The organism is Enterococcus sp. AMC1251 (assembly GCF_058216535.1).
The window spans coordinates 743,356-765,020 of record NZ_CM177098.1 but is presented as its reverse complement, the minus strand read 5'-3'; the positions used below and the strand labels follow the sequence as shown (position 1 = coordinate 765,020).

The window sequence follows — 21,665 nt, the reverse complement described above, 5'->3', positions numbered from 1 at the left end:
AACTAAGGAGCGATAACGGACTCTCCGATTTTTCCTACTGATTTAGAAAACGAAAGAACTTTCATTAAGCTAAACTTTGTATTTCAGAAAAACAACTCACAGGCGTGTTCGATGATGGCTTGTTATTTCCTTACAGCAACCGGAAACTCTCTAAAACGAATCCATTCATCTACTATTCTATTCATCGTCATTTCATCTTTTTCTCATATATTTTTAAATAATTTATCACGAAACACCAATATAGTCAATAACTTTTTTTGAATTTTATATTTGGCACTAGAGGAAATCTTTTTCTCGTTAAAATCATGTATATTCTAATTATTCATGAAAAAGGAGCCCGATTATGCCACCCGAACTATTGACTTTGTTATTAAATGATATTGAAAAAAACTGAATACCTCAATTACAGCTGAATCTTTAGCCGATCAAGTAGGTTATTCAGTTTACTATTTTTATCGTCAATTTTCCGCTACTGTAGGAATGTCCTTAGCCTCTTATATCTTAAATCGCAGATTAAAAAAAGCGCTCAATGACATTGCATCTGGAAAAAAGCGATCGACGTAGCCTTTTCCTATGGCTTTGACACTTACGCAGGTTTTTATAAAGCCTTTGTGAAAGAGTATGGCTGTTCTCCTAAAACATATTTAGCGATTTACAAAAATGAACTTAATGAATCAAAACAGAAGGAGATTGTGTTTATGAATTTAGATAAACGAGAAATAAGAAATGTGTTAAAAAATTAGATGATCGACCCGAACACACCTGTTGAAAGAAGTTCAACTATTAACGGAATTCAACAAACAAAAATGATTTGGAAAATAGGGGCAAATAATTATTTGCATCACACAACGGAGCGAAGAGGTGAATTAAAAAATATTGCCATTGCTGAGGCTTTAGCTAGACAAGGTTTAGCATCTTCTTTGCCTATTCCTACGATCGATGGGCAACAATTCATCGAAAAAGAAGCCTTATTAATCTTAAAAGAAGGAATCAAAGGTGAGCCACTTACGATTCAAACTATTTTCGAAAAAAAATATATGCATTGGTATATGGTACAGCAATTGCTCAACTGCATAATACTTTCATAGAATTAGAAGAACAAATTTTATGTGACCTTTCTGACTTATTTAAAATAGTTGAACAATGGGCACTGCCTGATGTAGAAAATCAAACAAAACAATGGTCACTAGATATTCCTACACCATTTTTCACAGATTATCTTATTGCATTCGGCGAACTTTACTCTGAGCTCCCCGTACAAATGATTCACCGTGATCCGAACTTTGGAGATATCTTATTTCTGGAAAATAAGGTGAACGGATTCATTGATTTTGACTTAGTGGAGAAAAATATTCGTTTATTTGATCCTTATTATTGCGCAACGAGTATATTAAGCCAATTGTCCCCAGATCATTACAACGATTGGTTGCCACTTCTTACATTGATATTGAAGGGCTATGATAAAAAAACTCCTTTGACAAAATCTGAAAAATCCGCCGTTTTTTATGTTATTTGCAGTATTCAAATGATTGGCGTGGCGTATTTTGGTGATAGAGATAACGACGACCTTACGTATAAAAAACTCGCTAAAGCGAATCGAGAAATGCTAGAGTTTATTGTCCAAAAACAAAAAGAAATTGAAGCGATGTTTGATGAAAATGTATCTAATTGATGCTGAGATGAAGAAACGCATAACTTGAATTAAGAATGCGTAGCTTCATCTTAAACTTTTAACTTTCTAATCAATTGGCACACAAAACTCGCAATAACCCGACTCTACTTTTTTTACGCTATATCTTTCTAAAACAGGACATTTGAAATCAATCACAAATGAATTTTTTTAAATCAGATCGCATAAATTCCGTCCAAAATTCTTGAACTGCTTCTCTGGTATACTTTACTTTAAAAATTGCGTATTTACCATTTTCAAGTATAATTTCCTCCATACTTTCTATAATTTTTGGGTCTATCGGTACAGTCTCACAAACATCATATTTACATTTTTCCTTTGGTATATTTGGGTTACTCCAAGCAACTCCATAGATAACCATCTCTTTGACAAACATATTTTCTACGTTTAATCTCTATTTTACGGTCGTCATCATTTTCATTGTTTATTTCTCTTTTATTTTTGAATGGCTATGGATCAATGTCGTTCTCAAAAATAGACTAACTCCTTCTAAAATGCTTTTCAAGATTTTTTTTAATTAATATTTACAAGCAAAAAGCGAATTATGAAACTAAAAAAACATTTTTGATAGAACCGTTTGTCTACAAAAAAGAAGCCTAGACAAAAGCGTCCAGCTCCCTCAAATTACTTTAAATAGTGTCTATTTTCCCTGTAAACTCAATGTAGTCTGTCATAGGTGTGATAAACTTAATTTTATTTTCTGACAAGTAAACATTTGGTTTATTTTGATCTTCGTAAATCAGCAATTCTATCTCCATGCTTATTGCTGCCGCTAAAGACAGATCAGCTGTAGCAAACATAAAAGCTTTTGCTTGATCCTCAGTTAATTTACCTAAATCAAATTGTGCTTTGATTAATTGCCATTCGTTCTCCTCAAGTCTTTCTTTAATCGCCTCTACATCCGTAATTATCTGACTTGGTTCGCCTAGTTTACTGATTACTTGTTCTTTATTATATTGCGAATAATCCGGAACAACCGCAGAAATATTCCCCTCTCCAGACGATTCGTAACTTACTTCTTCATCTTTCTCTTCTGGATTAGGTACAAAGAGCTGCTCATTTTCCTCAGTTTCATTTACTTCCTTTTTCGTGCTGCTCTCAATTGTGCTAGAAGAAGCAGATGATTCCTTTGATTTATTTTTCTTTTTGCTACTAGAAATCTCTGTTTCTTTTATTCTATTTTCAACTTTCGCACTAGACACATTTGTCTCTTTTGACGAAATATCCGATTTTGAGCCTGCTCCGCCTTTTACGGCACATCCACTCATTAATAGCACAAATAACCCATAAATTAATATTGTCTTTTTCATTTTTTTCTCCTTTTATATAATTAACCAACTAAGAAAGCTTACCATAACTTTAGATTAAAGGAAATAGACTACTGATACGAAGTTATTCTACAACAAATTAATCAACATATTATAATTAAAAATTATATTGAAGGAGATCTTTTTAGATGGAATATATAGATATTTATACTTCAAAAAACTAAAAACGGAAAAAATCCTTCCACGTGATACACCATTGCTTTATAAAGACTATCGTTTTGTCATTTCAGTACTACTTTTTAATAATTCTGGTGAGCTACTTATTCAAAAACGACAATCGACAAAAAACTTTGGGCAAACTGGTGGGACTATACTGCGGGTGGAGCTGTCATTCAAGAGGAAGAATTATATCAAGCAGCTGAACGTGAACTGCAAGAAGAAACCGGAGAAGAAGAATATTTAACTATGATTGAGCAAGATGAATTTATTCCCTATATTTACGCAAAATCGATTTATGATTTTTCATCGCAGTCAAGACGAATATTTTCATTAAAAGATCTGCTTACTTTCTGCTCTCATTTTTGTAAGCTCTTTGTTCGTTGATTCCCACGACAAAAAAAGGTTGTTTTTTTATACTAAATAAAGTTAAAAATAACACTTATTTAGGAGAATGAAATGAACGGAAATCAATTAAAACTTATTATGATGAACTTGATGCTATTAGATCATCTTGTCCCACTTTTACCACCACAAGTTGCAACTCCCATCCATATGTTGACCCGCTGTGTTGGCGTATTTTTTGCCTTTCTGGCTGTTGAAGGTTTCCACTATACAAAAAACCTAAAAAACTATCTGCTTCGTCTTTACGGTTGGGCAGCTATTATGTTTGCAGGGAATACCTTAATCAACACATTGATCATTAAAAAACCTATATACCAAGCTTATAATAATATTTTTCTAACATTAGCTATTGGGGTAACTATTTTATCACTAATCGATTTTGCGAAAAGAAGAAAAGAACTTTTCTTTAAAATATCTTTAACAGTCCTAGTATTTTTTTTGACACTGATAATTTTTATAGGGTTGATTCCTGCAGAGGGAGGATTTGTTGTTATTCCATTTATGTTACTTAGTTATTTCTTCAGAGACAATGCTAAAAAGAGAGATATTTCCTATCTTATCTTTGCCATCCCTTTACTAATAATGCCTATTATGGGTTTACCTGACTATTCTTTTGAGATGATAAAAATGCAACTTGAAGCAAATCCCGAATGCTTATTTATCACTGTGATTCCTTTTATCCATCTATATAATGGTAAAAAAGGAACTAACAACCCTTTTTTCAAATATTTATTTTATGTATTTTATCCTTTGCACATATGGATAATTACGTTGGTTAATTTTTATCTAAACCAAGGATAATTCCCTCTAAAATAGACAAGAACAGAAATATTTATTCAGATTTAGGTTAGAACCGAAGTATCTAACTCCGAGCATTACTTCTGATTTATCGTTTATTCGGATTCTTTAAGGCTGGGATGTAGCTAAAAGAGAGATATCCCAACCTAAACTTTTTTCGTCTAAAATTAGATATACTTTGTTTGTATTTTTTTCGGCAACTTTCTTAGGACCAACTCATAGGATTTTCTTAAAAAAACAACGAGTTGTTCCTCCGTAAATGATGAATTTTCCAATAGAAAAGAGTTCCAGTGCGTTTTATTGGCATAATATCCTGGGAGCACTTCTGAATATTGCTCTCGCAACAATTCATTTTCTTCAGGATCACCTTTTACCGTCATCACCCAGTCACCTGCTTTATTTGTTCCAAGCATGCAGAAACACTTTTTCTCTATCCCGAAATAATCACAATCCCAATCTTCCCGATAATCAACCGTTGCACCTGGCCATTTTTTTGCTTCATCTTTTAAATACTTGATTTTGCCTTTCATTCGTTTCCCCTCTTCTGATCGTTACAAAATAAACTTAACAAATTTCCATCTGGATCTTTAATGATTGCATAATATTGACCCCAAGAAGCTTGCCAAGGCTCTCGAAAAATTTCATAACCAAAACTTTTCATTTTTTCGCATAGCTGATCGATGACTGTAGGACTATCACATAGAAAGGCTAGTTCAATTTTATCGCCTTCATTTTTTGGAGGATAACCATAGATTTCTTCAACCATTTTTTTAGTGTTTAGTGAAATGCGCATTCCTTCATTATTCAGCTCTAAGTACTCAGCATTTTTTTCTCCTACAACTTTAAATCCTAATCGTTCGTAAAATAAAGTTGCTTGTTCCATCGACTCAACAATGATTCCCACCATATCCAATTTCATCATAATTACCTCCATTCTTTTTATCGAATCATAATCAACCATTCAGCTCTATTAATTTTTTTCGAACGATTGGTCAAAAAACAAAAACATACCATCTGATACTATCGTATACCAAAATAAATCGTCTCCTAATTTGAATAAGAATAAAAAAACACGCATTTGAACGTCAAAACCGCTTTTTAAACCATCTGACGCAATGTTTAATGAATGCAAACGTAAATCAGAGCAAATTCTTGGTCATCTGTTGTATAAACTTGCCAAATTTTAGGTCGATACCTCCTTAGTCCTCTCTCTTGTTTGCATTACTTACAGAGATTTATTCTGTACTTTTAAAAGCCATCGTTGCTTGCACGGCTTTTTTCCAGCCATTATAATGTTCATCTCTCTTTTTATCGCTGATTTCAGATTCAAAGCGCTTTCCATGATTTATAAATGTTTTAATCTCATTTAAGTCTTTCCAAAAACCAACAGCTAAACCAGCTAGATAAGCCACACCCAAAGCGGTTGTCTCAGAAAAATCGGCTGCCTCAACTGGCTTGTTGATGATATCCGCTTGAAATTGCATCAACAGATCATTTTTAGACGCGCCACCATCTGCTCTTAACAATTTGATATCGATCTTAGAATCATTTTCCATCGTTTTAATCACATCTGCGGTTTGGTAGGCAATCGATTCTAGTGTTGCACGAATTAAGTGTTCTTTTGTCGTTCCTCTTGTTAGACCAAAAATAGCGCCTCTAGATTCTTGATCCCAATACGGTGCGCCAAGACCGGTAAAAGCTGGTACAACATAGACACCATCTGAATCAGTGACTTGATTTGCTAAAACTTCTGACTCCTCTGTTTTTTCAATTAATTTTAGACCATCACGTAACCACTGAACCGCTGATCCTGCGACAAAAATACTGCCTTCTAAAGCATAGTTGACTTTACCATCTATGCCATAACCGATCGTTGTCAATAAGCCTTTTTCAGATAAAATAGCTTGTTCTCCTGTATTCATCACAATAAATGCACCTGTACCATACGTATTTTTGACCATCCCTTTCTCGAAAGCAGCCTGTCCAAAAAGAGCCGCTTGCTGATCCCCTGCCATTGCCGCAATCGGAATATTCTCTCCATAAAAATGATAATCTTCAGTAAAACCATAAACCTCTGCATTTGAGCACACTTCCGGCAGCATTATTCGAGGAATAGCCAAAACATCTAAAATTTCCTGATCCCAATCCAATGAATGGATATTGAACAACATCGTACGACTAGCATTGGTGTAGTCTGTCTTATGAACATTACCACCTGTCAGTTTCCATAATAACCATGTGTCGATCGTACCAAACAATAATTGGCCCGATTGGGCTTTTTCTTTAGCAGCCACGACATGTTCTAACAACCACTTTATCTTAGTTGCAGAAAAATAAGAGTCAATGATCAGCCCGGTTCGTTTTTGGATAAACTCTTGATAGCCGTTTTCTTTCAATTCATCTGCAAGTTCATTTGTTTGCTTCGATTGCCAAACAATCGCACGATGAATCGGTTCGCCCGTATGTTTATCCCACACAATAGTTGTTTCACGTTGATTTGTAATACCAATCGCCTTAATCTGAACAGGCTTTAACTTAGACTCGATCAACACATCTGCGATGACAGACTGAACAGAAGTCCAAATTTCGTTTGCATCGTGTTCAACCCAGCCAGGATTAGGAAAATACTGAGTAAATTCTTTCTGTGCCTTAGCAACTTCTTGCCCTTCATGATTAAAAATAATAGCTCTTGAACTCGTTGTTCCTTGATCTATAGATAAAATATATTGTTTTTGTTTCACGATTTGTCCGCTCCTCGAAAATGATACTTTTATGATAAAACAAAGTACTACTATAAGTCCTGTTCTATCACAAATAAAAATGTCTTATGACTCTATCAGTCCAAACAAGCTTTTAATAAGTCTATGCTTCTATTTTTTCGCATTGTATCTTAACTCTGACAAATACAAATTCGTCGTCTTTGAATAAATCACTTTATATAAAAAGATAATTCTAAAAAGTAGTGGATAAAATGTCACAGGATCAAAATCAAAAACCAGAATAATCCCGTTAATAATGGTAAGCACTAGTAAAACCTTGCTTAGATGATACCCCCAAATATTTCCTCTAATTAATAATATACCTACACCGATAGAAAAGAATCCACTAAACAAACTGATCCACAATAATACACCTAAAACAGCATAAATATCCCTAACACCTAACTCCATACTTAATTTCAATAGAGTAAATAAGCTAATTAATGGAATCACAATAAAAAAACAACCCAAACCTTTCCACATTCCTGGTATCTTCATTCTAAAACTCCTTTATTTTTTCGTTACTTTATTAGTTTAAAGATTCTCTCTGGAATAAGCAATAATTATTTTTTCATACTATTCACAAATTCTAATTTTATTTTAACAATTCATTTTTCGTTAAAAAAAATTGATCTTTTTCCCACATGATTTTTAGTTCATATATAACAGAAAACGTTATCAATCAAAGGTTTGTATCTGATTTTCATAGTCAGAAATTAAAACACATATTTTTTTGAGATTAATATATTATTAAATGGTCAAAAAAACGATTTTCTGATAAACTTATGTTGACGGCTTCTTTGAAAGGATGAAATATATGACCCCGAATCGTGAAGACTACCTAAAATTAATTTTTGAATTAGGTGGCGATGAAAATAAAATCAATAATAAACAAATCGTTTCTGGCTTAGATGTTTCAGCTGCTTCTGTCAGTGAGATGATTTCAAAGTTAGTAAAAGAAAAATTGGTTGAGCATTCGCCTTATCAAGGCGTTCAACTAACAGAACTAGGGCTAAAAAAGGCAAGTACACTCATTCGCAAGCATCGATTATGGGAAGTATTTTTAGTTGAACACTTGAACTACTCATGGAATGAAGTTCATGATGAAGCAGAAGTATTAGAACATGTTACCTCTCAAACATTAGCAAATCGATTGTCTGACTACTTGAATCAACCAAATTTTTGTCCACATGGCGGTGTTATCCCAGGAGACGATCAGCCTGTACATGAAGAAAAGCGGCAAACTTTAATAGACTACCCCGTTAAAACTAAGGTTCGTATCGCTCGTGTATTAGATGAAAAAGAACTGCTAGACTATCTAGTCTCGATCGATCTGAAAATCCACGAAGAATATACGATTGATGACATTGCAGCTTATGAAGGTCCTATCATTATCAGTAATGGAAACAAAAAATTAGCAGTCAGCTATAAAGCAGCAAGTACGATTTTTGTTGATAAATTATAAGAAAGTAAGTGGCAAGTTCAGAAGTCCTTTCTGTCCTAGCCTCCATTAAGAAAGCGGGGAAATAAAATGAACGAAAAAATCGCTCTATTTACTATATTTGGCGGCACTGGTGATTTGGCAAAGAGAAAACTTTATCCTTCTTTATTCCGTTTATATCGTAAAGGAAATTTAGCGGAACACTTCGCTGTGATCGGTACGGCAAGAAGAGAATGGTCTGACGATCACTACCGTGAGATCGTTCGTGACACAATCAAAGACTTGAATCCGACACCGGAAGAAGCTGAATCTTTTTCAAGCCACTTCTATTATCAATCTCATGACGTCAACGATTCAGACCATTATGATACTTTAAAGAAACTATCTGACACTTTAAATGATCAATACAAATTAGGTGGCAACCATATTTATTACCTAGCAATGGCGCCACAATTTTTCGGTACGATCGTACAACATTTAAAATCACAAGAAATTTTAACGAAAGATGGCTTTGATCGTTTAGTTATTGAAAAACCATTTGGTTCTGATTACGACTCAGCCTATCAATTAAATGAAGAAATTCGTGCCGTTTTTCCTGAGAAAGATATTTTTAGAATCGATCACTATTTAGGAAAAGAAATGATCCAAAATATATCTGCGATTCGTTTTGCTAATAACATTTTTGAATCTCAATGGAATAACCGTTATATCGATAATGTTCAGATTACTTTTGCAGAAAGTCTTGGTGTCGAAGATCGTGGTGGGTATTATGAACATAGTGGCGCATTGAAAGATATGGTGCAAAATCACATCTTACAAGTTGTAGCATTACTGGCGATGGAACCACCCGTTGCTTTTTCAGAAGCTGAAATTCGTGCAGAAAAAGTCAAAGCTTTACAAGCTATCCGTCTTTATTCAGAAAAAGAAGCATTGGAAAATTTTGTACGTGGTCAATATGGTCATGGAAAACTAGAAAATCAAGAATTTATTGGTTACCGCGAAGAAGCAAATGTCGAGAAGCACTCTCAAACAGAAACATTTGTTGCAGGAAAATTTCTGATCGATAATTTCCGCTGGTCAGGTGTTCCATTTTACATCCGTACTGGAAAACGTCTAACTGAAAAAGGTACACGTATCAATATCGTCTTCAAACAAGTACCTGTTAATGTCTTCAAAGATGATATCGATAAATGTGGAGAAAAAATAGATTTACCGCCAAATGTTTTGACCATTTACATTCAACCAACTGAAGGTTTTTCAATGACACTAAATGGGAAAGAAATTGGCCCAGGATTTTCAACAACCCCTGTAAAATTAGATTACCGCCATAGTGCAGAGACAACAGGAAATAGTCCAGAAGCCTATGAAAAATTATTACTAGATAGTTTAAATGGTGATGGTACAAACTTCTCTCACTGGGATGAAGTGGCTCAATCTTGGCGCATTGTTGATATTATTCGTCATGCTTGGGATCAGACCTCTGTAGACTTCCCTAATTATGCCGCTGGCTCAATGGGGCCTGATGCAGCATTTGATTTACTCGCACAAGATAATTTCACGTGGGATTGGCAGCCAGATATTTGGTATCGTGAACGTGGAAAACTTTAAAAATATGGAGGAAATAAATGAAAAAAATAAAATTTAATGTAGCAGTTTCATGTACATTACTGGCTTTCTCACTTGGAATGAGCATACTTGCTTACGCTGATGATTCTTCTTCTGTTTCAGACAGTTCTTCACGTACTGAAAACTTTACGACAAACACAACTGAGACAAGTTCTGATATCCTTGATTCAACGAATTACTCTGATCAGATGACTTTTGAGTCAACTGAAACGGAATCAGAACCAAGTGTTGAGCCTGATGAACAAGTGTATTTTGATGACTATTATCTTCCGTCTGAACGTTCAGATTTAAATCCTGTCACTCGAAGTAACAATCGTTTGCGTAACTCAATGGATAATGTTCATGCCGGTGAAGCCAACAGACCAAAATCTCATTTTATTGATATATCGTCTCATAATAGTTCCATTTCAGTTGCGAATTTCAAAAAAATGAAAACATATGGGATTAATGGCGTTGTTGTCAAGCTTACTGAAGGGACTTATTATACGAATCCTTACGCTCAAGAACAGATCAATAACGCCACTGCTGCTGGTCTAAACGTTTCTGCTTATCATTATGCCCACTATACAACTAGTAACAGTGCTGCTAATGAAGCCTCATACTTTGTCTCATCAGCTAATCGTTTCAAGTTACCAAAATCTACTATTATGGTAATCGATATTGAAGAAGGAAAAATGCTAAATTCTTCTTTGACACCAAATACTACAACTTTTGTTAACACATTAAAATCTAAAGGTTTCTCTAACCCTATGTATTATATGAATAGATCTTATGCAACAAGTGGACATTTTTCTGTAAGTAAATTTGGTGCTAAAAATATGTGGGTTGCGCAGTATCCTTATGCCCCAACGGCCTCCATGAAATGGAATAATGAATTCTCTGCTTGGCAATGGTCTTCTCAATATTATATTCCTGGAATTGCTCATCCTTTTGATATTTCCATGGATTATAGCGGTTATCTTGAAAACGGCGCTCAAGGTAGATGGCTTAGTGATAATCAGTACGTAACGATTACTAAAAAGAATTACTCGGTATGGTCAAACTTTAATTTCACTTCCAAAACCACCACTACAACGAATATTTACAATCAAACATTCAAAGTAAATGGTAAATATAAACATATGAATGGCGAGACCTACTATTCACTTTATGATAACAACGGCAAATGGAAGGGATACTTAAATGCCTCAGCTACAACTAAGGCTCCTGGCCCTCAAGGAATTTGGATAAAAGAAAACAAGTATGTCACTCTTACTAAAAAAGGACAAACACTTTGGGGAGATATCAATAAATTCTCTAGTAAAAAGGGCAATACGACTGACCTTTATCAGCAAACCTTTCTAGTCAAAGGTAAATATAAACATATGAATGGCGCTGTTTATTACTCTCTCTATGATAGCAAAGGCGCATGGAAAGGCTACCTAAATTCCGCTGGTGCTACTGTAGCTCCTGGTCCTCAAGGGGCTTGGATAAAAGAAAACAAGTATGTCACTCTTACTAAAAAGGGACAAACACTTTGGGGAGATATCGACAAATTTTCTAGTAAAAAAGGGAATACGACTGACCTTTATCAGCAAACCTTTCTAGTCAAAGGTAAATATAAACATATGAATGGCGCTGTTTATTACTCTCTCTATGATAGCAAAGGCGCATGGAAAGGCTACCTAAATTCTGCTGGTGCTACTGTAGCTCCTGGTCCTCAAGGGGCTTGGATAAAAGAAAACAAGTATGTCACTCTTACTAAAAAGGGACAAACACTTTGGGGAGATATCGACAAATTTTCTAGTAAAAAAGGGAATACGACTGACCTTTATCAGCAAACCTTTCTAGTCAAAGGTAAATACCATCATGCTTCAGGTCCTGTTTATTACTCTCTCTATGATAACAAAGGCGCATGGAAGGGCTACCTAAATTCTGCTGGTGCTACTGTAGCTCCTGGTTCTCAAGGCGCTTGGATAAAAATGGATAAGCAGATAACCATCGAAAAAAAAGGGTATACCATTTGGGCTGATATTGATACCTTCTCTAGAAAAAAAGGCAATACAACCGACCTTCACAAAAGAAATTATCACGCTCAAGGAAAATACAATCATTCCTCAGGAGAAATATATTATTCAATATATGATGAAAAAAGAACTTGGATAGGGTATTTAAACTCAAATGCTACTAAATAGCTTTTATAATTTGCAATGAAATCTTTGAAACTTAAATAGATGACAAAAAACGGCGAGAAAAAAGCAGTTCCTTCGGAGCTAAATGCTTTTTTCTCGCCGTTTATTCGTATTTAGAGTGCGAAACAAAACTGATCTTTAGTTTTTTTCCACGCTCTTTCACTGCCATCACTATTCTTATTCTTCAAATCCTTCAACAACAGCTTCAGGATAATTTTCTTCAACGATTGTGGCACAACGTCCGCATAAAAGCGGTAATTTTTCATCTTCACCAACGTCTGTACGTACTGCACGACAACGCTCACACGTTTCACCCGCTGCTTTTTCCACAAGAATTGACATATCATCGAATTTTTCAACATTTTCAGGAACTTCTGCTTGTAAAACTGCTACCTCAAGATCAGAAACAATCAATAATTGAGCGATATCTGCATCCACAGCTGTCAACAATTCGTGGATTTGCTCATTAGGGTAAACTGTTACTTTCGCTTCTAACGATTTACCGATTAATTTAGAATTACGCGCTTCTTCTAATGCTTTTAAGACATTATCTCTAAAGTTCATGAAAGCCGCCCATGTGTCTAATAACTCTTGTTGGTTAGCAAACTCTTCATATCCTGGGAACTCTGACAACTGAACATAGTCTTCATCTTCTTTTAGGAAGCTCCAGATTTCTTCAGAAGTATGCGGAATAATTGGTGTTAACAATTTTGTTAATGCAACAGCTGTTTGATAGAACACTGTTTGCATACAACGACGTTGATAATTATCTGCCGCTTCGATGTAGACAACATCTTTAGCAAAATCTAAATAGAATGAAGATAGATCGACCGTTAAGAAGTTCATCACTGAACGGTAGATTTGCATGAAATTGTATTTGTCATACCCTTTTTCACGAATTTCTTGAATGACTTGATTTAATCGGACAATCATATATTTATCCACAGAACGTAACTCTTCATAAGCAACTGTATGTTCTTTAGGTTCAAAATCACTTGTATTGGCTAATAAGAAACGCATTGTATTACGGATTTTACGGTAAACTTCGGACACTTGATTTAAGATATCCATTGAAACACGTACATCTGCCTCATAATCCACACTACTTACCCACAAGCGTAAAATATCTGCACCCATTTGTTTGATCACTTTATCAGGTAAAATTGTATTCCCCAATGATTTACTCATCTTACGGCCTTCGCCATCCAATGTAAAACCTTGAGATAAAACAGCTTTATACGGCGCTACACCATTGATGGCTACACTTGTTGTAATACTCGAATTAAACCAGCCACGGTATTGATCAGAGCCCTCTAGATACATATCAGCTGGGAAAGTCAGTTCTGGACGTTGACGCAATACTGCCTCATGAGAAGAACCAGAATCAAACCATACATCCATGATGTCATTTTCTTTCGTAAATTCACCATTTGGCGAATCAGGATGTGTAAACCCATCTGGTAACAATTCTTTCGCTTCACGCTTGAACCAGACATTTGATCCATGCTCAGCAAATAAATTTGCTACATGTTCGATTGTTTCAGGTGTAATAATTGGTTCACCGTTTTCAGCGTAGAAAATTGGTAACGGTACGCCCCACGCACGTTGACGAGAAATTACCCAGTCACCACGGTCACGAATCATATTGTAAAGACGCGTTTTGCCCCAGGGAAGAATCCAGTCAACTTTTTCTACTTCATCTAAAATGTTTTGACGAAACTTATCGATTGATGCAAACCATTGTGGTGTTGCACGATAAATGACAGGTTTCTTTGTGCGCCAGTCATGGGGATAACTATGTGTAAAGAAATCCAATTTTAATAATGCATCTTTTTCATCAAGTAAAGCGGTAATCATTGGATTGGCTTTATCATAGAAGACACCTTCAAATCCAGGCGCTTCATCCGTAAACACACCACGATTATCTACAGGTGAAAGAACATCTAAATTATATTTTCTACCGACAATATAGTCATCTTCACCATGTCCCGGAGCTGTATGAACTAACCCAGTACCAGCATCTAATGTTACATGATCGCCTAGCATAACTAATGATGTACGATCATAAAATGGATGTTGCGCTGTCATATATTCCATATCTTTACCGGAAATCGTATCAAGAACTTCAACGTCATCCCAGCCAATTGCTTCTTTAACTGTGTCCAAAAGATCTTTGGCGACAACGTATTTTTTACCATATGCTTTGACAACAACATATTGATAAGTAGGATTTACCGAAATTCCTAAATTCGCTGGAAGAGTCCAAGGCGTTGTTGTCCAGATAACAAATGATGTATCTGTGTCTAAAATCCCTTTGCCATCAACCACTTTAAACGCCACATAAATAGATGCCGACTTAACGTCTTTATATTCGATTTCAGCTTCTGCTAGTGAAGACTCGCTAGATGGAGACCAATAAATTGGTTTTAACCCTTTGTAAATATAGCCTTTTTCAGCCATTTTTCCAAATACACGAATTTCAGCTGCTTCATACGTTGGATCCAGTGTAACATAAGGATGTTCCCAATCTCCAGCAACACCTAAACGTTTGAAATCTGCACGTTGGGTATCTACTTGAGAACGGGCATATTCTTCACATTTTTCACGATATTCAGCTAAGGTCATTTCTTTTCTTTTGATGCCTTTATTTGTCAGTACTTGTTCGATCGGCAATCCATGTGTATCCCAACCTGGAACATAAGGTGAGCGAAATCCAGACATAGATTTTGAGCGGATAATGATATCTTTACTGATTTTATTTAATGAATGACCTAAATGAATATTTCCGTTTGCATATGGTGGTCCATCATGAAGAACAAAAGTTGGTTTACCTTCGTTTAATTGTTGACGTTTTTCATAAATTTTTTGATCTTCCCACTCTTTTTGCCATTCTACTTCACGATTTGGTAAATTTCCACGCATTGGAAAAGCTGTTTTTCCTAATTGTAATGTTTCTTTCATTTTCATTTTTATTTCCTCGCTTTCGTTTGTAAGTATTAATTGATAGATTTAAAAACATATAAACCCACCTCTTATTTTATTTTGATCAAGCATTTTGGTGATTCGCTAGCGTAGCGACTTCTCTCACTTTATTCGCCAAGTATTGTTCATCATCCATTCTGGCAGAGCCCGTCGTGGTCCTTCAATGCTTAGAACTTTAGCTCTTTGAAATTGATGAGATCGAAACGAAGTGGAGTGATTTACAACAAAAAAGTACTTTCATCCCAAGGGACGAAAGTACTCGTGTTACCACCCAAATTTGAAATAATCAATCAACTCAATTATTTCCTCTGTTAATTGTTAACGAAATTACTCGTCAAGTTTTACTTTATTCAAACTTGAAGTAAAATAGAGGATCTTTTCAATACCAGGGTCTGTCAATCTTTCACTATCATTGACTCGCTAAAAGAATGGTTATTGACTTTTCTGTTCTATTTCTATACGAAACTATTTAGGATCTTTATTTAATAAATCAAGCATTGCTTTTGGATCAATTGCAGCTTTCTCAAGAGTTGATTCCTCAACTGCCACAACTGGCTCTGTATCAACTTCATCACTTTTATCAAGTTCTTGCGCTAATACTTCTTTAATAACCGTATGTGAATCACTTACATAACTTGAAAATGGTTTTAATAGTTCATTCCACTCTTCACTCTTCACTTGTTCTAATTGTGCTTCTAACATCAAGCTTAAACGTTGATGGAAGACACGTGTTTTCTTCTTCAAATCATCCGTTTCAGCAGCTAATTGACGCGCTCGATCTGTTGCGTCTGTTAAAATTTCTTTCGCTTTTTCTTCAGCAGACGTAATAAGATTGCTTGAACGTTTCTCAGCAGAAGAAATCATTTCGTTGGCTGTATTCTCAGCAGAAGTAACAATTACTTCTGATTCCTTATTTGCACTTGTTTTAACTTTATCAGCTGTATCTTGAGCTACGATAATTGATTGATTCAACGCATCTTTTAATTCATTGAAATACTGTAATTTTTCTTCTGCATGTTTTAATGATTTTTCAAGTTCACGATTTTTTTGAAGAGCGTCTTCATAGTCTTTCGTTACTTGATCTAAGAAATCATCGACATCGTCTTGGTTGTATCCTCTCATTTTTGTAGAGAAGTTTTTATTTTGAATATCTAATGGAGTTAATGCCATATTCCTTCACCTCTTTGGATTATTTTCGTAGAACTCCCAGTAACAAACGAAACTTATCTTTTTTCGTCTTTCCTTCTAACTCTTGAATTTGGATTCGACCATAACCTCTAATAGACACAATATCCAACAAATCTACTAAAAAATCTGGTCTCGTATTCTCCGTCCAATTCACTTTTACTTTTCCAGATTCGATCAATTGTTTTGATCTCTGTCTAGATATATTATATACGGTAGAAATCAAATTATCCAGACGTAACGAACTTATAGTTGTCCGTTCATGTATCCAGTCGTCTTTGGGAAGAATCATTTCCGTATAATTTCTTTTTTCTAATCTTACAGAAATCTTTCCAATTTTTTCTACCTGAGTCACAACAAAATCTGCTATTTCTTTCGCAACAAACACTTGCCATCTATCATTGTCGGAAATAATATCGCCAAAAAATTCTCGTTTGATCCCAGTATTCAACAAGGTACCCAGTACCTTTCCATGCGACAACGTAGAAAATTTTACAGGATAAACAATTTCTAGTAATTCTACTTCAAAATCTTCTTCTTTTACCTTGTAGTAATCAGGAAAAATCAGGCAGCGTCTTCGTTCAGCTTGTTCATAACCACCGTAAAATTGAAACTCAAGCTCACTATTTTGACGAATTAAGGTCTCTAAAATATACGCCTGTCTCGGATCTAAGAAATCTGATAAGTAAGGAGCATACTGACTTTCTACTTGCTCTAACCAATCACCAACAGAATCAACAAAAGGATGCTCATCTTTTCGAAAATGTTGATACACATTTGCGTTCATAGACAAATCATCCTTTCTTTTATATTTATTACATGATTGATAGTAAAATTCGTCCTAGTCCATTCGCTACTAAATTCAATACAATGATTGCAATCATCACATTAAAACCAACCATACCTATGCTCAAATTTAGTCGATCAAATAAACTTAAGTAAGGTTCCGAAATTCTTGAAATCAAACGACCAAACATAGAATCATATGCTCCTGGAAACCAAGATAACAATGCATATATGATTAAAACACCTGAATAGATTCGAACACCTGTGTATAATAGAAATATAAATAAACCGATACTCATTACCTCCTAACTAAAAATCAAACATTTGTTTCTTAGCTAACGATTGTGCGGTAGCACTATCAATTTCTATATTAGATGGTGTACAAAGAAAAATTTCATCGCCTACACGTTGAATGTCTCCATCTAACGCATAAACTGTTCCTGTAAGAAAGTCCACAATTCTTCTTGCTTGATTTTCTTCCACTAAATGAAAATTAATCAACACAGCATCACTTGCAATAATATGTTTAGCAATATTCATTGCCTCAGAATAAACTCGTGGCTCAATTATTGTAATTTTACCTGGTTTAGCTGAATTACGTGTATCTTGCGAACGTTTAGAATTTGAGTTATTAGAACTACGCATGGAGACAACCTTTTGCTCATTAAATGCTGTATCCTGATGACTTTCTTTCTTATCTTGATGCGTTTCTGTTGAACGATAACGAGCAGATGGTTTTTCGGTCAAAGGCTCAGTTGCAGTTGCTCTTTGCACCTGTGCTTGTCGAACCGTCTGTCTTGGCTGTTCATTAACTGCCTTTTGCTCCTCGTATTCTTCATAATTATCATATTCATCTTCACCAGATAATCCAAAAAAGTTCGATAACGCATTTTTACTGAAAATTGACATAGATTCCCCTCCTTTACGCACCTCTGAATATTGCTGTTCCGATTCGTACAAAAGTTGCTCCCTCTTCAATAGCGATTGGAAAATCATTACTCATTCCCATGCTAAGCTCTGCACATGGTGCATATGACAGATGCTGATTATTTATTGCAGTTTGCAGTTTTTTTAACTTAGAAAACACGTCGTGGAGAACTTGTTCGGAAGCATCTAACGGTGCCATAGTCATTAAGCCTACGACTTTTATTCTATCAAATGCCACTAATTGATTAATAAACTCAATTACTTCATCTGATTTAAATCCGTGTTTGCTTTCCTCGCCAGTAACATTCACCTCAACGAAACAGGAAATTTGCTTTTCTGAACGCTTCTGAATTTCCTCAGCTAACTTTAAACTGTCCAAAGCGTGAAAATAATCTATCTCATTTATTATTGATTTTACCTTTCTACGCTGTAAATTACCAATCAAATGCCACTTAATAGATGAAAAATTTTTCAATGCCATTTTTTTATCCAGTAATTTATCGACTCGGTTCTCAGCCATATTCTCAATACCAAGTTCAGCAAGCTCCTTGGCAAGGTCTTTTTCCACTGATTTAGTCACAGCAATCATCGTTACATCATTGGATGGTCGCACTGCTCTTTGACATGCTAGCTGAATTTCTTGATTTATTTTTTCTAAATTATCAACTAGCCTCATTAAAAGTCGCTCCTATCTTTTTCTGCGGAAAAATGGCGGTGTATTTAATTCATCGTCATTATTTTGTGATGGTTCTTCACGATGAAATGTTTCAAAATCTTTTTTCTCAACATTTTCAAATGTCGTATCTTCCACTTTTGGTCGCACGTTCTGCTCGCGACGGATATCCCAATCACCAAAAGCACTTGTTTCTTCTTGTGGTTGGGGTTGTGATGGTTTAGATTGCTCCATGTCCAAGACAGGTGCTTGCTGTACTGTTTGGATTTGAGTAGGTCTGTTTTGACGTTGAGGTTTACGATCTTTTTTTGAAGGATCGATTCCTGTCGCAATAACAGTGACACGAATTTCGTCACCTAAATCTTCATTAATAGACGTACCTAAAATGATATTCACATCACCTGTTGCAGCACTGGTTACAATATCAGAAGCATCTTGCGCTTCAAATAATGTCATGTCTAAGCCTCCGGTGATATTTAACAATACTTGTTCAGCTCCGTCAATTGATGTTTCTAGTAATGGAGAAGAAATAGCTTTTTTAGTCGCTTCAATTACACGGTCTTCACCGCTAGCAACACCAATTCCCATTAAAGCAGTTCCTTGGTTTTCCATAACCGTCTTCACATCAGCAAAATCCAAGTTAACATATCCTGGTGCTGTAATCAAATCTGAAATACCTTGTACCCCTTGACGTAAAACATTATCTGCTTCACGAAATGCTTCAAGCATTGGCGTTTTTTTATCAACAACTTCTAATAGACGGTTGTTTGAAATAATCAATAATGTATCAACGTTTTCTTTTAAAAGAGCAATCCCTTCAGCTGCGTAGCGTCCTCGTTTTGGTCCTTCAAAGCTAAATGGTCTTGTAACAACACCAACTGTTAAAGCGCCTAATTCTTTTGCGATTTTAGCAACTACAGGAGCAGCACCTGTTCCTGTTCCACCACCCATACCAGCAGTGATGAAGATCATATCAGCCCCTTGTAAGGCATCTGATAGTACTTGTTCACTTTCTTCTGCTGATTTCTGGCCAACTTCGGGCTGAGATCCAGCACCTAAACCACGTGTATACTTAGGTCCAAGTTGGATCACTGTTTCTGCTTTTGAGTTTTTAAGGGCTTGTACATCTGTATTAGCAGCGATAAATTCAACGCCTTTGACGTTTTCATCGATCATGCGGTTAACAGCGTTACCGCCGCCGCCGCCTACACCGATAACTTTGATGACAGCGCCATTGTTAATGTTATTATCTAAAGAAAATTCCATAGTATCGTTTCCTCCTGTTTTAATTGTTAGTCAAAAATGTTTGAGAAAAAGTCTTTGATCTTACCTGTAACTTTTTCACCAGATTCATGAATTTCAGAATCGCTATAATCTTCTTGAGGTGTATCTGTATAATTATCATACTGCACTTCTTGTTGAATTGTGATTGGTTGCGATGATTTGATCTTTTCACCTGGAATCGCACCTTTAGCAATATGATAAATGTCATTCAGTTGCGCAGAGTATTCTACAATGCTGATTACATTTGTAAATACTGGATTACGTAATCCCATATGATTAGGTACGTATAATTTCACGCTTGCATCAAAAATTTCCTGTGCTAAGTCAACTACACCGGGCAGACTTGCGCCGCCGCCAGTTAAAATTACTCCACCTGGAAGTTCCAAAGCATCGATCTCGTCCAGCACTTCTTTGGATTTTTTAAATATTTGTTCTACTCTGGCTTCAATTACTTCAGAAAGGTAACGTTCATCCACTTTTACAGGTTCAGACTTACCAATCACATCAACTGGAAATTCTTCACTGACTGATGTTCTTTCAGGATACGCATCGCCATAATTGATTTTCAAAGCCTCAGCGTTATTGAAAGATGTATTCAATACAATAGAAACATCTTTAGTGACAAATTCGCCACCTTCTTGATTCACATGAGTAAATTTCAATTGCTTATCATGCATTACAGAAGTTGTTGTTTGTCCACCGCCCATATCGATAACGATGGTTCCAAAATCTTTTTCACCATCTGAAAGAACTGTTTCAGTTAACGCTAAGGGCATAATCACTAATTCATTGACTGTTAAGCCTGCTTTTTCTACGCATTTTCTCGTATTGTGAATAATTGTTTTCGGTCCTGTAAAGACCACACCGAACATTTCTAAACGAACGCCAATCATTCCTCTAGGGTCTTTAATCCCTTCAAATCCATCTACTGTAAATTCTTGAGGTAAGATTGCTACGATTTGACGTTCAGGAGGAGTTGAACGAACCAGGGCTGCAGATGCTACATTTCTTACATCTTCATCAGTGATTTCTTTTGACTCACTACTTACAGCGATCATTCCTTGGCAATTTTCCACTTCAAGTAAGTTTGCTGGTAACCCCACATTCACACTTTTAATTTGAATTCCCGCTTTTTCTTCTGCTTGTCTTACTGCTCTTTGAATCGCATTAACTGTTTTATCTATATCGACAATGATCCCTCGATTTAATCCATCAGATTTTGCGTTTCCTACGCCAATGATATTCATTTGACCTTCGATAAACTCAGCAACTACAACTTTTACTGATGTTGTACCGATATCAAGGCCTACATACATTCCTGTCTTTGCCATGAATGGGGTTCCTCCTCCTATTAATTCCAATATGTAAGCGGGCAAAAAACACCCGTTTAAATATATATTTTTTTATGAATACTCACTTCTTTCAATTTTACCATAAACATAGGCTTTTTAGAA

General features: G+C 35.5%; 22 protein-coding genes and 2 other annotated features (1 of these 24 running past the window's edge). Of the genes, 8 read left to right on the top strand and 14 right to left on the bottom strand.

Features of this window, described 5'->3' with window-relative positions:
* Positions 1–194, bottom strand: a binding site (T-box leader); it reaches 80 nt to the left of the window's first position.
* Between the two features lie 196 nt (positions 195–390).
* From AC4BBR_RS03610 to AC4BBR_RS03600, 3 genes are all read left to right on the top strand, one after another.
* Positions 391–564, top strand: a complete 174-nt coding sequence (locus tag AC4BBR_RS03610) for an AraC family transcriptional regulator (protein WP_490462066.1) — start codon at positions 391–393, stop codon at positions 562–564.
* Between the two features lie 179 nt (positions 565–743).
* Positions 744–1,088 carry a hypothetical protein gene (locus AC4BBR_RS03605; RefSeq protein WP_490461206.1) on the top strand — a complete coding sequence of 115 codons (345 nt, stop codon included), beginning with the start codon at positions 744–746 and terminating at the stop codon, positions 1,086–1,088.
* Positions 1,043–1,672, top strand: a complete 630-nt coding sequence (locus AC4BBR_RS03600; RefSeq protein WP_490461205.1) for a phosphotransferase — start codon at positions 1,043–1,045, stop codon at positions 1,670–1,672. The genes AC4BBR_RS03605 and AC4BBR_RS03600 overlap by 46 nt, the downstream gene beginning before the upstream one ends.
* Before the next feature lie 148 nt (positions 1,673–1,820).
* On the opposite strand, the gene AC4BBR_RS03595 is transcribed toward AC4BBR_RS03600, so the two are convergent.
* Positions 1,821–2,066: a GyrI-like domain-containing protein gene (locus tag AC4BBR_RS03595; RefSeq protein WP_490461204.1), complete on the bottom strand. Its 246-nt coding sequence runs from the start codon at positions 2,064–2,066 to the stop codon at positions 1,821–1,823.
* Positions 2,067–2,319: 253 nt separating this feature from the next.
* Positions 2,320–3,000: a DUF4947 domain-containing protein gene (locus AC4BBR_RS03590; RefSeq protein WP_490461203.1), complete on the bottom strand. Its 681-nt coding sequence runs from the start codon at positions 2,998–3,000 to the stop codon at positions 2,320–2,322.
* Between the two features lie 294 nt (positions 3,001–3,294).
* Between AC4BBR_RS03590 and AC4BBR_RS03585 the strand changes: the two genes are divergently transcribed.
* Complete coding sequence (locus AC4BBR_RS03585) at positions 3,295–3,561, top strand: NUDIX domain-containing protein (RefSeq protein WP_490462065.1); 267 nt, start codon at positions 3,295–3,297, stop codon at positions 3,559–3,561.
* A gap of 72 nt (positions 3,562–3,633) precedes the next feature.
* Positions 3,634–4,380: a TraX family protein gene (locus AC4BBR_RS03580; RefSeq protein ID WP_490461202.1), complete on the top strand. Its 747-nt coding sequence runs from the start codon at positions 3,634–3,636 to the stop codon at positions 4,378–4,380.
* A gap of 164 nt (positions 4,381–4,544) precedes the next feature.
* Here AC4BBR_RS03580 and AC4BBR_RS03575 read toward each other — a convergent pair whose 3' ends face one another.
* The 4 genes from AC4BBR_RS03575 to AC4BBR_RS03560 all read right to left on the bottom strand — a co-directional run bounded on the left by AC4BBR_RS03575 (position 4,545) and on the right by AC4BBR_RS03560 (position 7,634).
* Positions 4,545–4,907 (bottom strand): MmcQ/YjbR family DNA-binding protein, encoded by a 363-nt coding sequence (locus tag AC4BBR_RS03575; protein ID WP_490461201.1) that lies wholly within the window; start codon positions 4,905–4,907, stop codon positions 4,545–4,547.
* Entirely contained in the window at positions 4,904–5,296 is a 393-nt protein-coding gene (locus AC4BBR_RS03570; RefSeq protein ID WP_490462064.1) for a VOC family protein, read from the bottom strand. Before AC4BBR_RS03570 ends, AC4BBR_RS03575 begins: the two co-directional genes overlap by 4 nt.
* Positions 5,297–5,612: 316 nt before the next feature.
* Positions 5,613–7,118 carry a glycerol kinase GlpK gene (gene glpK, locus AC4BBR_RS03565; RefSeq protein ID WP_490461200.1) on the bottom strand — a complete coding sequence of 502 codons (1,506 nt, stop codon included), beginning with the start codon at positions 7,116–7,118 and terminating at the stop codon, positions 5,613–5,615.
* 129 nt (positions 7,119–7,247) lie between these two features.
* The gene (locus AC4BBR_RS03560; RefSeq protein WP_490461199.1) at positions 7,248–7,634 is read right to left on the bottom strand and encodes a hypothetical protein; all 387 of its coding nucleotides are present in this window, start codon (positions 7,632–7,634) and stop codon (positions 7,248–7,250) included.
* A 319-nt stretch (positions 7,635–7,953) separates the two neighbouring features.
* Here AC4BBR_RS03560 and efaR point away from each other — a divergent pair, with 319 nt between their 5' ends.
* The 3 genes from efaR (at position 7,954) to AC4BBR_RS03545 (ending at position 12,377) form a co-directional block, all read left to right on the top strand.
* Positions 7,954–8,601 (top strand): transcriptional regulator EfaR, encoded by a 648-nt coding sequence (gene efaR, locus AC4BBR_RS03555; protein WP_490461198.1) that lies wholly within the window; start codon positions 7,954–7,956, stop codon positions 8,599–8,601.
* Positions 8,602–8,667: 66 nt separating this feature from the next.
* Complete coding sequence (gene zwf / locus AC4BBR_RS03550; RefSeq protein WP_490461197.1) at positions 8,668–10,185, top strand: glucose-6-phosphate dehydrogenase; 1,518 nt, start codon at positions 8,668–8,670, stop codon at positions 10,183–10,185.
* Positions 10,186–10,202: 17 nt separating this feature from the next.
* Positions 10,203–12,377, top strand: coding sequence for a GH25 family lysozyme (locus AC4BBR_RS03545; protein WP_490461196.1), 2,175 nt, complete (start codon positions 10,203–10,205; stop codon positions 12,375–12,377).
* Positions 12,378–12,551: 174 nt separating this feature from the next.
* On the opposite strand, the gene ileS is transcribed toward AC4BBR_RS03545, so the two are convergent.
* The 8 genes from ileS to ftsA all read right to left on the bottom strand — a co-directional run bounded on the left by ileS (position 12,552) and on the right by ftsA (position 21,542).
* Complete coding sequence (gene ileS / locus AC4BBR_RS03540) at positions 12,552–15,341, bottom strand: isoleucine--tRNA ligase (RefSeq protein WP_490461195.1); 2,790 nt, start codon at positions 15,339–15,341, stop codon at positions 12,552–12,554.
* Positions 15,342–15,598: 257 nt separating this feature from the next.
* Positions 15,599–15,823 (bottom strand) — a binding site (T-box leader).
* Positions 15,822–16,526: a DivIVA domain-containing protein gene (locus AC4BBR_RS03535; protein ID WP_490461194.1), complete on the bottom strand. Its 705-nt coding sequence runs from the start codon at positions 16,524–16,526 to the stop codon at positions 15,822–15,824. Its footprint overlaps the feature before it by 2 nt.
* Before the next feature lie 19 nt (positions 16,527–16,545).
* On the bottom strand, positions 16,546–17,328 hold the full coding sequence (locus tag AC4BBR_RS03530) for a YlmH family RNA-binding protein (protein WP_490461193.1): 783 nt from the start codon (positions 17,326–17,328) through the stop codon (positions 16,546–16,548).
* A gap of 28 nt (positions 17,329–17,356) precedes the next feature.
* Positions 17,357–17,626: a YggT family protein gene (locus AC4BBR_RS03525; RefSeq protein WP_490461192.1), complete on the bottom strand. Its 270-nt coding sequence runs from the start codon at positions 17,624–17,626 to the stop codon at positions 17,357–17,359.
* Positions 17,627–17,636: 10 nt separating this feature from the next.
* A complete protein-coding gene (locus AC4BBR_RS03520) occupies positions 17,637–18,236 on the bottom strand; it encodes a cell division protein SepF (RefSeq protein ID WP_490461191.1) in 600 nt (199 codons plus the stop codon).
* A gap of 13 nt (positions 18,237–18,249) precedes the next feature.
* Positions 18,250–18,930 (bottom strand): YggS family pyridoxal phosphate-dependent enzyme, encoded by a 681-nt coding sequence (locus AC4BBR_RS03515; RefSeq protein ID WP_490461190.1) that lies wholly within the window; start codon positions 18,928–18,930, stop codon positions 18,250–18,252.
* A 12-nt stretch (positions 18,931–18,942) separates the two neighbouring features.
* Complete coding sequence (ftsZ, locus tag AC4BBR_RS03510; protein ID WP_490461189.1) at positions 18,943–20,193, bottom strand: cell division protein FtsZ; 1,251 nt, start codon at positions 20,191–20,193, stop codon at positions 18,943–18,945.
* Between the two features lie 26 nt (positions 20,194–20,219).
* Positions 20,220–21,542, bottom strand: a complete 1,323-nt coding sequence (ftsA, locus tag AC4BBR_RS03505) for a cell division protein FtsA (RefSeq protein WP_490461188.1) — start codon at positions 21,540–21,542, stop codon at positions 20,220–20,222.
* Between the last annotated feature and the right edge of the window lie 123 nt (positions 21,543–21,665).